Annotated in this window: 4 protein-coding genes and 5 pseudogenes; 5 read left to right on the top strand and 4 right to left on the bottom strand. The window is 38.9% G+C overall.

Annotation, left to right across the window (positions count from 1 at the left end):
- Window positions 1–1,287 precede the first annotated feature (1,287 nt).
- From LDL57_RS17080 to LDL57_RS17070, 3 genes and pseudogenes are all read left to right on the top strand, one after another.
- A pseudogene (locus tag LDL57_RS17080) lies at window positions 1,288–2,491 on the top strand (IS91 family transposase).
- 165 nt (window positions 2,492–2,656) lie between these two features.
- Window positions 2,657–4,993, top strand: a pseudogene (locus tag LDL57_RS17075) (Tn3 family transposase); the annotation flags it as partial.
- A gap of 1,053 nt (window positions 4,994–6,046) precedes the next feature.
- Complete coding sequence (locus LDL57_RS17070; protein WP_225507951.1) at window positions 6,047–6,817, top strand: intradiol ring-cleavage dioxygenase; 771 nt, start codon at window positions 6,047–6,049, stop codon at window positions 6,815–6,817.
- 744 nt (window positions 6,818–7,561) lie between these two features.
- Here the strand turns inward: LDL57_RS17070 and LDL57_RS17065 are convergent.
- Window positions 7,562–8,002 (bottom strand): annotated as a pseudogene (locus tag LDL57_RS17065) (RNA-guided endonuclease InsQ/TnpB family protein); the annotation flags it as partial.
- Window positions 8,003–8,024: 22 nt separating this feature from the next.
- On the opposite strand from LDL57_RS17065, the pseudogene tnpA reads away from it, so the two are divergent.
- Both tnpA and LDL57_RS17055 read left to right on the top strand, forming a co-directional pair.
- Window positions 8,025–8,441: pseudogene (tnpA, locus tag LDL57_RS17060) on the top strand (IS200/IS605 family transposase).
- 108 nt (window positions 8,442–8,549) lie between these two features.
- A pseudogene (locus tag LDL57_RS17055) lies at window positions 8,550–8,862 on the top strand (reverse transcriptase domain-containing protein); the annotation flags it as partial.
- 389 nt (window positions 8,863–9,251) lie between these two features.
- On the opposite strand, the gene efeB reads toward LDL57_RS17055, so the two are convergent.
- Genes efeB through LDL57_RS17035 form a run of 3 tightly spaced genes read right to left on the bottom strand, consistent with a single transcriptional unit; the run spans window position 9,252 to window position 12,264 of the window.
- Entirely contained in the window at window positions 9,252–10,526 is a 1,275-nt protein-coding gene (efeB, locus tag LDL57_RS17045; RefSeq protein WP_225507949.1) for an iron uptake transporter deferrochelatase/peroxidase subunit, read from the bottom strand.
- Window positions 10,527–10,538: 12 nt separating this feature from the next.
- Window positions 10,539–11,438 carry an EfeM/EfeO family lipoprotein gene (locus LDL57_RS17040; RefSeq protein ID WP_225507947.1) on the bottom strand — a complete coding sequence of 300 codons (900 nt, stop codon included), beginning with the start codon at window positions 11,436–11,438 and terminating at the stop codon, window positions 10,539–10,541.
- Window positions 11,431–12,264 (bottom strand): FTR1 family iron permease, encoded by an 834-nt coding sequence (locus LDL57_RS17035; protein WP_225507945.1) that lies wholly within the window; start codon window positions 12,262–12,264, stop codon window positions 11,431–11,433. The genes LDL57_RS17040 and LDL57_RS17035 overlap by 8 nt, the downstream gene beginning before the upstream one ends.
- Window position 12,265: the final 1 nt, after the last annotated feature.

Raw genomic sequence — 12,265 nt, 5'->3', positions numbered from 1 at the left:
ATAAAATAACATCATATATCATAAGCATATGATACAAGATAATTTTTCAATTTATTGTTTCCTTTTTTAAAGGGTTACTACTCCGGAACCACCGAGATTTTCGTTAGCCCAGTTTCAGCCTGGCAACCAACGCATCTAGGTCCATAATTTCATCACTACTCTGGAAATTATAATGTCCGTTAACCAAAATGCGCTGACATGCCACTAGTGATATCCGGGGAAGTACCTCAAGGTCTTTGACATTGCCTTTCGCTTCCATTCGTTCCTGTAATCGCGACAGGATCGCCGAGTTTTAATACACGATGGCGTTGCAAATCAGCGGCCCGAAGCTGGTGATAAGATTTATCCGGTTCTTGGTAAGGCGGAAGTTGTACTTCAGCCGCGGATCAGCCGATCATATTCAAATTATGCCTGTTGGGTCGGATTTGTCGTGGTATACGTGTATAGTTTGCGGACCGGCGTCCCCTGCTTCATTTCTTTCAGCACCAGCGTGGCGCCGATGCGATTGAGATTACTTTTTTCGCTGATAATAAGATCCCGGTCATCTGGGGTCGGTTCCGGCTGAGGGCGAAAGACACTTTAAGAGTTAGTTCTGTGTCGTTGCACGATGTCAGCAACGGTATTCTTGATGGTTAGGAAATTGAATGTTAATTATATTTTTTCTGACCTGAATTTCTGATACAAATGATCGGTCTCTAGTGTCACTATGAACGTAGCACGCAACGCGTGATCGGCGCAGCTTTGCTGCTTCGGGGATGTTAATGAGTTGAGTACTGTTTTATACTCTGCAGTAGATTAATTTTTTTCAGGTATTCATCTCGATGGCGCGCAATAAATCTCCCAGAAAGCGTAAACCAGGTAAATCAGGAAGACCGACCGTCACTTCACGTGCTACGGCGCCTGTTTATCCGAAACGTTTTATGATCTCTCTCCCTCCCGAAAATGATGATGACAGACCGACTGAATTTTTTTATAACACCCCAGAAGAAGCCATACGCCACTGCGTCCGACTTGGCCCCCAATTTTTCTCGACACCAGTATTATCCGCCGCTAGTCACGATTATCCGGGGTTTTGCGCAACACCCAGGTCATGCTGATGACGCTGAATACGACTGCATTGAGGGGGTAATAACTGAAAGTCTGCCTGCCGATGAATTCATCACCTATACGGAGCTAGGGATAATCCTTGTCTCCTTCGAACCCTGGGATAAGCACACCGATAACTGGGCTGACAGACCTGACAATTTCTGTTTCTCTGGCAAGATGCCCATAAGGTAATTTAGCCAGATGTATATCCCACGCCCTGCCAAACTGCTTTTTACCATTGATGACGGTTGGAATAAGTTCCTCGAAAAATACGGCGATAGCGTTAGTTCGTGGACGCGTTTATCTGTGGAGCGCATGCTGGCCTGCGGCACTTGTGCCATGGGTGTCCGGCGCTATTGTTGCGCTTCGCCTGATTGTTCCCACAGCCGTTTTTTCTGCCAAAGCTGCAAGTTAAAAGCTTGCAGTTCATGTGGTTTCAAAGCCACCGAGCAGTGGTTAACACAGCAAGTCCATGTTTTACCCGACTGCGACTGGCAACACATTACTTTCACCATGCCCCATCTCCTTTGGCCTTTTTTTAACAATAACTGGCCGCTACTTAACACCCTGTTTCGGGCTGCCACCCGAGCGATGCTGCAGTGGGCGAGCGAACAGGGTATCGAAATTGGTATTTTCTGTGCCTTGCACACTTATGGCCGGCAACTCAATCAACATCCGCATGTTCATGTTTCCGTCACCCGCGGGGGTTTGGATAGTAAACATGGGGTATGGCGAGCGCTGTTCTTCAAAAAAAAGGCGGTCGAAGAAATCTGGCGTGGGGCTCTCATCCGACTACTGCGTCATAGTTATGATTTAATTAATCCTGGTCGTCTTCCCGGTCTTGGCCATATCCGTGACAAAAAGCATTGGCGGCGTTACTTGAGGGCGCAGTACGGACGTTACTGGAAAGTGCATTTTGCTAAAAAAACGAAAGGGGCATGGCATAGCGTTAAGTTACCTCGGCTGCTACCTTAAACGCCCACCGGTATCTGCGTCAAAACTGCGGCATTACCGAGGGGGTGCCGTTGTCCATCATTACCATGACTACCGCACTGACCAGCACCGGCAGCAAACTCTGCCGCAGGAAGAGATGATTAGGCGCTATATCAGCCATATCCCAGCCAGGCATTTTAAAATGGTGCGTTACTCTGGTTTTCTGTCGAATCGTAAACGAGGCACGTTATTGCCGAAGGTGTATAAGGCATTAGAGATGACAGCACGTAAAAAACCTGAGAACCCCGGTTTTGCTGTGCTGATGAAAGGATTTCTGCGTACCGATCCGTACAAATGTATTCTGTGTGGCGACAGGCTGCTTTTCACCGGGGCGCAAATGGGTAAAAAAGCAACGGAATTGTTGTCAGAAAGACTGCATAACATGAAAAAAAAACGATGGTTATACAGCTAAACGCAGGGTAAATGTCTCTAAAATTAGATTGTCAGATGAAAAAATACACTATCTGATGAAAATTCGACCGATAATAGACCCCATAAACTCAATGCTTCGCCTTTTAGCCATAATGGATGGCGTTTATTTTTTACCTTCAGTGCGATTCAATTTCCTAACCATGGACCCACTAAAGTGAATGCCACATCACTGGTTCAGGCCATAGGGCGCCTCCAGACAATACGTAACCTGGGCGTGACATTACCAACAATTACGCCAGTTTCGGATACCCGTATTGCTGGCCTGGCACGTTATGCCTCAACGGCCAAAATAACAGCGCTTCAGCGGTTACCAGAAAAAAGAAAACTGGCTACGCTTGTTGTATTCTCCTGCTGTATGGAGGCGACAGCTCAGGATGATGTACTTGAATTACTTGAAGCACTACTCCGGGATCTGTTCAATGAAGCGGTTCAGGCTGATAAACGGAACCGCCAGCGAACACTTAAAGATCTGGATCGTGCAGCAGAAATACTGGCAAAAGCATGCCGGATGATCCTTTACGAAAACTTACCTGATACCGATGTTCGTGATAATATCTTCAATATTATTCCCGAAGATGTACTGAAGCATGCAGTCAATAATGTGACATCAATTATTCGTCCGGCCAATAACGTTTATTTCAATGAACTTGATGCGAAATTCAAAACGGTACGGCGTTTTTTACCTGATTTACTGTCCGGAATACATTTTGAAGGTAATGCCTCAGCAGAGACATCAATTAATACACTTGGCTGGATTGAAGTTAACTTAAAAAGGAAAAAGACAGATAACGATGCACCACGTGAAATAATCAATAAACCGTGGCAGCAACATGTGGTGAGAAAAGACGGCAGCATTGATTTTCACGCCTATACGTTTTGCGCACTCAAGGAACTTCAGCTTATACTGAAAAAACGGGATATTTATTTCACCCCCAGCTTTCGTTATGCAGATCCCCGGGCAAGACTTATCGAAGGTAAGGAGTGGGAAGTTCTGCTTCCAATAATCTGCCGCTCTCTGGGATTATCATCAGCACCAGGTGCCACTCTGTCGGCCATCGCAACAGAGCTGGATTCAACATATCGTGATGTACTGGACCGGCTACCGGAAAACCCGGCAGTCAGATTTGCGGAGAATGGCGATAAAACTAAGCTGATCCTGAGTTCTTTAGATGCTATTGAAGAAACACCATTACTGATCGCATTGCGGCAGCGGGTGGCCGACATGTTGCCACGTGTTGATTTGCCTGAACTGATACTGGAAATCGTTGCCCGGACACATTTCACCGGTGCCTTTACCCATTCATCAGAGCAAAGCTCCCGCGTCTCAGACCTGAATATCAGCATCTGCGCCATGCTGATGGCAGAAGCCTGTAACACTGGTCCAGAACCCTTTATACGTAACGATGTCGCGGCACTGAAGCGTGACCGTCTGACATGGACAGACAGTAATTACATCAGGGATGAAACGATTCGGGTAGCCAACGCCATTCTGGTCGCAGCACAAAGTGGCGTTCCCCTGGCGAACATCTGGGGTGGTGGTGAGGTGGCGTCAGCCGATGGCATGCGATTTGTTGTTCCTGTGCGCACGGTACATGCTGGCCCCAACCCTAAATACTTCAAAGAAGGACGTGGGGTTACATGGTACAACCTGATATCTGACCAGTATTCAGGAATAAACGACATCGTTGTTCCAGGAACTCTCAGGGATAGCCTGGTCATCCTGGCTGTCGTTCTGGAGCAACAAACGGATCAAATGCCATACCAGATAATGACCGATACGGGGGCTTACAGCGATGTTATTTTCGGGCTTTTCCGCCAGCTGGGATATCGTTTTTGTCCAAGGATCGCGGACACGGGGGGAGCCAGATTTTGGCGCACCGACCCTAAAGCAGATTACGGCTCGTTTAACGCGATATCTTCGCATCGCCTGAATTTTTGGAAAAAAAAAGAGCCGCACTGGGATGATATTCTGCGGCTGATTGCGTCCCTCAAACTTGGACGACTGAACGTAAGGTCCATCATGAAAACACTGCAAACGGGCGACAGGCCAACCAGTCTGACCCAGGCTATAGCCGAAATAGGCCGCGCCGATAAAACCATCCATATGCTGACTTACCTCGACGATGAAAACAAACGGCGAAGAACATTGCAACAACTCAACCGTGGAGAGGGGCGCCACGCAGTGGCCAGAAATATCTTTCATGGTAAACGGGGAGAACTGAGACAGGCTTACCGTTAAGGCCAGGAAGAACAGTTAGGATCGTTAGGTCTGGTGCTAAATATTATTGTTTTGTGGAACACGATTTACATGGATGCCGCAATTCAGCAGCTCAGGCATGAAGGTTATCCGGTTCACGATGAAGATGTTGAAAAACTGTCCCCATTGCTGTGCGGCCATATCAATATGCAAGGGCGTTATTCCTTTACGGTGCTGGAATCCGTCAGTAAGGGTGAACTGAAAGCTTTCAATGAAGAACTGTAATTTGTTGATTAGTATATTAATGGCTATTTAAATTGCCCGCTTAACGGTGTTTGCTGTTCCGTTGCTCCCCAAACCCCAAGTAATAATAATTTTTTTAAGGATTTTTCTGCTATTTTATATTAACTCGACAAGTTTTCTCCATCTTTTGTTTTAAATTGCGCATCAAATAACATTGCTTCCGTAGGTTCACTAACTAAAGTTGAAGATACAGGGGAAATTCCATTTTCTCAATTATTACAGACGTTTAGATGCAAATGTTCTGCAAATAAAGAAAAGCTTAAAAAGTTAATAAGAATAAAATATTTTTTATGTTATTCGATATCACTCTATTATATACTTATAAAATTAACCTAACATAAATACGACTTGCATTTATTAAATGATTGAAGTTGATTTTATTCGAACGATTTGTGGGCAATTTGTGCCTGATATACGCCATTTGTATGTTGTTCTGCACTACAGTCTAAGTAATTATAGGTAGCTACCCGAACAATTCCTAATAAATGAATAGAAAAAAAGATTATAAAGATTTTATATTTATTTTTTTAAAATTAATAATATAAATTATATTAATTTTTCTGTTACCTTTTATGAAATTTATTTTTAGCCGAACTTACCTTATCTTTTAAGTAATCTTTAGTTTTTTCTATTGCACTTTTAGCTTTATTCGTTGATTCATTATTTTTGTTTATAACATTCATGATGCACCTTAATAAAAATTAATAGTAATTAATCTCAATTTTACTTTTAGCTCATAATTTTCATTTATGAAAATTATTATAAAGTTAAAAAAAGTTTGATTTTATTATAAATCAATAATTAATCTCAAAAAAAGAGCAAATAACTAACATCTTCATTTAATCTAATTATTAAAATAATGAGAAAAACATTATCAATTATTTATTCTAGATGGAATTAAAATAAAATTTCAGAAGGTTGAATTTATTAAAAAAAATATCAAAATCTAGTTATTTGATGTTTTTTTTTGAATAAACGTAAATTTAATTCTATTGTTACATAAATAAGTTTAATTTTAGTAGGATAGTATATACTATGAAATCAAGAAGAATACTTTTAAAATATATCATTACGGCGATTGGTTTTTCATCCATTTCATCTTATATAAAAAATTCTTATGCTTTCTTGAATAAAAACTATATTCTTGGTGATAATCTATTCTGTAAAAAAACACCTGAGCAAATCCCTGGACCGTATTATAGAAATTTAACGTTAGTCAGAAGGCATATAATAGACTCACAAGAAGGAATACCATTATTAATAAAATTCAGAGTTGTAGATGTTTTGAAAAACTGTGAACCGGTTGAAAATTTATGTGTAAATATATGGCATTGTAACTCAGAAGGACACTACTCAGGTTGGGATTTCATCAATCCAAATTTAGAAGTAATGAGCGATGATATTGGTAGTGTTCCAAGAACAGATGAAAAAAATTTTCTAAGAGGTTCTCAGTTAACAGATTCCTCTGGTTTTGTTAGGTTTACTACTATTTATCCAGGCTTCTACGCTGGAAGGGCTACACATATTCATTTTACTATCACTGAGTGTTTAGAAAAAAAAGAGGAGGTATTAGTAAGTCAATTATATTTTCCAGAAGATATGAATATAGAAGTCTATAAAAGCAAATATTATCCTAGCAGGGAGATTAACAGAATTAATAACATGGAAGATGATTATTACAAAAATATGAATGGGAGAAAATTGGTTTTAAATATTAAAAAATTATCAAATGATATCAATGATGGTCTATTTGGTGAGATGACGATTTATATAAATTCAAATGAAAAGAGTTTGACTTATAATTAATATATCCATTTTCTGTTTGGAAAACTAAATAAGTAAGAGCCTTTTTAATTGTTTTCAAATGGACAAAATAGGGGCCTTTTTAAGCAGTTGTGATTGAATAATAACAATTACTTAACACATCAATAATTAAAAAAAATTCCAAAAATATTCGCAAATTTTAAAAATTATGTTATTAATTATATTAATGTTCAAACGTAAATTATTTTAGTTTAATTTAATGTAAGGGTTAATAGTTATGAGCTTAATACAAAAAATTTCGTTCCTTTCTTTCGTTATTATTAATATAAGCTACGCAACGAGCTCATGGTCACATAATTATTACCCAGAATGTTATGTAAAAAATGGGAAAATATGCTGTTTGGATGAGAATGGGAATGAACATTGTAGACCAAAAATAAGTGAATAATAAAGAAACATATCAAAAAATAATTTTTAAGAAAAACATTAAGTGATAACCGCTCTCTAAACAGTTTCAGATAATTGTATGATCCACTCTCTTTGTCATCATATCCACCCATCGTTAGTGGAAATGAACTGTCCAGCTCCCCAATTAGATAAGTTCTCCTTTAATAAGGGTTTGAATGACCGGTTTCGTACGCCAACTAATAAATATGTACGAAAGTAAATGAAATTAATTTCGGATATGTAGTAGGATGTGTACATCCATTTCGTATAGAAAAGTTCACCATGTCAAGAACTTTTGCCTATTGTCGGGTCTCTACTTTTGAGCAAAACACTGACAATCAGCGCGCCGATTACTTCACGGCTATTGCGATAGCGAATCCATCCTAACTTAGGCAAAAATAGACGACTTTTTCCCTGATCGAGTTTCACGCCTTGCGGGTAGCGAAAAGTATCGCTAACTCCCCTCTTTTTGAAACGGGGAAAAGCCGCACGTTTTTGGAAAAAATTTTTGTAGGCACGTTCCAGATCTTTCAGTGACTGCTGCAAAGGCTGTGAGGTAGACTCTTTCAGCCATTGTGTTTCAGGATCTGATTTCCACTCAATGAGCCACGAGGTTATTTTTGTGTAAGGAATATACTTATTCCCTATTTCGTGATTTTCATTCTGTAGCGCTAAAGCCCGATTAAAAACAAAACGACAAGCCCCTGCAAAGCGTCGCATATCACGCTCTTGTTGGCCATTTGGCCTTAACTGGAATTTAAAGGCTTGTAGAAGTTTCATGTGTTACATTATACTCTGGTCTATGAAAAAAGGAACTGATATTCGCCGTGGTAGACACTGTGTTTTCCTGATACACATCCACTTAGTGTTTGTTGCTAAATACCGACGAAAGATATTTGATCAGGACGCTATTGAAAAGCTACAAGGCTACTTTACCAGCGTATGTGCTGATTTTGATGTTAAGCACGTTGAAATGCACGGGGAGCGAGATCACGTTCATTTGTTGATTAACTATCCGCCAAAACTATCCGTATCAAATTTAGTGAATAGTCTCAAAGGGGTATCAAGTCGACTTCTACGTCGTGATCGCCCTGATATTGCTAGTCGTTATTACTACAAAGGTGTTTTATGAAGTCCGAGCTATATTGCAGCCAGTTGTGGTGGGGCTCCTCTTTCAATAATCAAACAATATATCGAAAAACAGGAGACGCCTGATTGATCTTTAAAACCCTTCTGGCTTTTTGCCTTATATCCCCGCCCTAAACGACGGGGCTTTACGGCGCATTAGGGTAAAGGGTACAAACCCCTTTCGCTTAGCTGGATAATGATTCCAAAAAGTAACGTAGGTAAACGCCCTTTCGGCATCCCTGTTATGCTTGATAGGGCTGTGCAAGGCTTATGGCTGCTAGCTCTCGAACCAGTTTCGGAAACCTGTGCTGACCAAAGCAGCTACGGCTTTCTCCCTGTAGACGCACGGCAGACGCGATCGCATAAGTATACAAAAACTTTAAGAGAGCGGTATCTGCTAAATGAGTGCTAGAAGGTGACATTAAAGGATGTTCGACCACATTAGCCACGAATGGCTTCTCAGCAATATTCCAATGGATAGAAATATCCTGAGAAAATGGCTGAAGCTGGGATAACGGAAAAATCTTGGGTTCCGGCGTAGAACCCGTTAATGTAGTTCCCTGCATTTTCCCGCAAACTACACGTTTTACTGTGCTAAATCCTAAGTTTTATTCTGTAGGACCTGACGTACCTTTGTTCGGATAGACTAAGTAATGGAGAGATTTTTCAAGAGTCTTAAAACATAAAGACTGAATCACTTATAATTTATTAAAATCATACTGTGATAAATGAAATTGAGGATTACATTCAGTTTTACAATTATTGTTACTGCCATTCGACTATAAGATATTTAACACTGCATTAAAAATACATTGAGCTAAAAAATACCGCTTATAACTTGTACGGAATTAGTTGACCATTAAATATTGATCTTAAAATTAACATTGAACATAAGCGGAATTTATGGATAAAATTTTAATGCTTCAAACATCGATTGTGCAAAAAAATTTTGGTCATGCTGTATACCTGGTAACACAAAATAGTAGCCACCACCAAATGGTTTTATGTATCTCTCAAGGGGTTCACCATTGAGACGTTTTTGAGTATTAATAAAACCTGTTTTTAAGTTTTTTTGATAAGAAACAAAGATCAGTCCCATATCTAGTAAACCATTTCCGTTAATACCCAATGAGTAGCTATAGCTACGACGCCTTAACTTTGCGGTATAGCGTTCAGGATTTCTAGGTTCTGCACGACGCATGTGAGAGTCAAATAAAATCCGATCACCATGTGGGTCTTTTTCAAATCCGGGTGACTCCATTTCCTGCTTTTTACCAATTGGAGCCCCCGTTTCTTTATGACGGCCAAAATGGTTTTCTTGATCTTCAAGCGGTGTTCTGTCCCAAAATTCAAGATTAAAACGTATAAGACGCACTGCTTGGTATGATCCGCCTTTACACCAAAGTGGTTCACTATCCCCTTCTGTCACCCAAACCATCTTATCCATTAATTCATCATCATCATTTGGTGCATTACCTGTGCCATCTTTGAAACCAAATAAATTAATAGGGGTTAAATGTTGATCAATATTACGCGAAGGTAGGAAACCATCAATTTTCCACAATGGGAACAGGTATGCTGAAGTGTGTCGTAAAATATCCCGGAGTGCATAAATTACGCTTTCTTGGCTATTTGCACAAATTTGTAGTAACACATCACCCCCACACCACTCTGATTTCAGTCGATCATTTGGGAAACTAGTCATATCTGTAAGAAAATTTGGCTTGATTTTTTTTAGACCAAAATGAGAATCAAATAGGCTGTTACCAAGGGAAATCGTGACCGTCAATGAGTCAGGTTTTAAATAAGATCCCAGGATGCCAGAATCAATCGGTGGGATCTTATCATTCTGATTTGTAGTTAATTTTTGTACTTGTGTTAAATAATTAATCCGCTGAGTTAGTATTTTAAATAGACTTTGTAACTCTTCCAGTGTGCTTGCAGTAACTTTAAAAGCAATGAAGGATGAATTTTTTTGTTCAGGTGTTAAAACCCCAGACTGATGAAACCCTTTAAATGGGATAGCTTTATCATAAGACGAATGACAGTTTTCTTTACTTTGTTTTAAAGCCAATGTTGGTGAAGCAAAAGCAACGCTCCCAAATGCTAAGGTTTTTAGCGCATTTCGCCTTGAAAAATTAAATGAAGTATATTTATAATTATGCTTAATCTGCATGGTATTTTTGCCTCAATATTTATGGTATACATTTACATCTAATTGGGTTCTCAATACAGCAAGCAATTCGGCTTGTTGTGAGAGGATTGAGTAAAGAGTCATTTTGTCTTTAGTGCTTAATTGACTGTATGGTTTATACCTCCCCTTAGAAAGTTGATAATTTGAGAGAATATTGTTACTTTTCTCAAAATTATGCAAAATTTGTCTTAGTGTTTTTTTCATAATAAATGGTGTAAGCACTGAAACCACTTCTTTAGAACCACGTAAGTTAGCGGCAACATCATTTAGATCAGAGAGGCTATAAATATTTTCTTTACCCGCTAATTTTGTTTCAAGAATCATTTCAATAAAATAGACGGATGCTTGCACTAAATTAATAATGTCAATATTGTCTGCAGAGATCCTTTTTTTAAGATCTCGGGATTTTATTAATAATTTATCTGTGGCTTCTAAAGCCGCTTTAATGTTTTTACGATCAAAGAGCTGATATTCAACTAAATGAAAACCCATAAAACGATAGTCCTTAACACCATGAAGAAAATAATCTTCCCTGGCATTAATCGTACGATCAGTATTACCAAATAAAATAACAATTGGGCGTATTGCTTCATAATGTTGATGAGCTTGAATATATGCTTGTTCTGCTTTCTTCACTTCGCCTGTTTTTAGTTTTTTTTCTAAAAATTCCAATTCTAAAATCATGTTATTAGTTTCTGTAGAAACAAAATCCAAATATGTTTCGATGGCTAAATGGTATTTTTTAGGGGTAGGAATATTTCCTTTAGCAATAATTATATCTTTACCTGTCTGTTCTGGGGATCGTAGTTCTTTTACAGATGCTGATGTTGGAATTCCATAAAACGACATGAAACTACAAATAATCATTAGAGCTTGATTAACAAAACTACCCATATTTTCTATTCCATAAAAACAACGTAACCACAAAGATCCAATAAAAAATAAAAGTGATTACACTCAGCCAAATAGGTTGTGAACGGTAGGCAAAAAATGAGGATATAAAATTGCCTATAATCCCTGATTCATCTAGTAGTGCACTGGTATTCCATGCTGGATAAATTAAAAATTCAGGTATAGAGTAATCAAACACAATTAATAAATTTACACCTTCTTCGACCCCTTTCAGTAGTAGTGATAGGGAAAGGAATAACAAAATAACACCAGTGACTTTAAAGAAAATATGCCAAGACATAAAACGGTTGGTCAGTAAGAAGGCATATAAAGTTAAACTTGCAATTAATATCCCGCCTGCTACCTCAAAAAAGAATCCTGACGCGGTAGTTGATGTAAGTGACATAATAAAACTAGAAAGGAAAACTACAATTTCACTGCCTTCTCGAGCAATCGCAATTGTGATAATTAATGTGACACCCCACCAATTATGACGATCGATTTTATTTTTAATACTTGATTCGATTTCAGACTTAATTGAACTGCCTTGATTGTTCATCCAATAGACCATTTGGATGATTAAAATACAAGCAAAAACCTCCATAAGGACCATAAATAGCGATTGACTTGTATCACTAAGAACATTGAACACTCCATATAATACTAAAGCTAATAATATTGAAACAGCTATCCCGAGGAAAACCCCGATCCAGAGAAACTTAATTCCGTTATCTGCGTCAGGATGCCGTTTAACCCAAGTATAAATGATACCAATAACTAATAGCGCTTCAAAGCTTTCACGCCAAACAACAAAAAGAACCTGCCCCATA

The organism is Arsenophonus apicola, from assembly GCF_020268605.1.
Classification (GTDB): domain Bacteria; phylum Pseudomonadota; class Gammaproteobacteria; order Enterobacterales; family Enterobacteriaceae; genus Arsenophonus; species Arsenophonus apicola.
Note: the sequence above shows the minus strand (reverse complement) of the source record. Positions and strands in the feature narration are given on the sequence as shown.

Bases quoted from the DNA above. Each gene is read 5' to 3' on its own strand.
- LDL57_RS17070 (WP_225507951.1), top strand. From the start codon at position 6,047: ATGAAATCAAGAAGAATACTTTTAAAATATATCATTACGGCGATTGGT.
- efeB (WP_225507949.1), bottom strand. From the start codon at position 10,526: ATGCAGATTAAGCATAATTATAAATATACTTCATTTAATTTTTCAAGG.
- LDL57_RS17040 (WP_225507947.1), bottom strand. From the start codon at position 11,438: ATGGGTAGTTTTGTTAATCAAGCTCTAATGATTATTTGTAGTTTCATG.
- LDL57_RS17035 (WP_225507945.1), bottom strand. From the start codon at position 12,264: ATGGGGCAGGTTCTTTTTGTTGTTTGGCGTGAAAGCTTTGAAGCGCTA.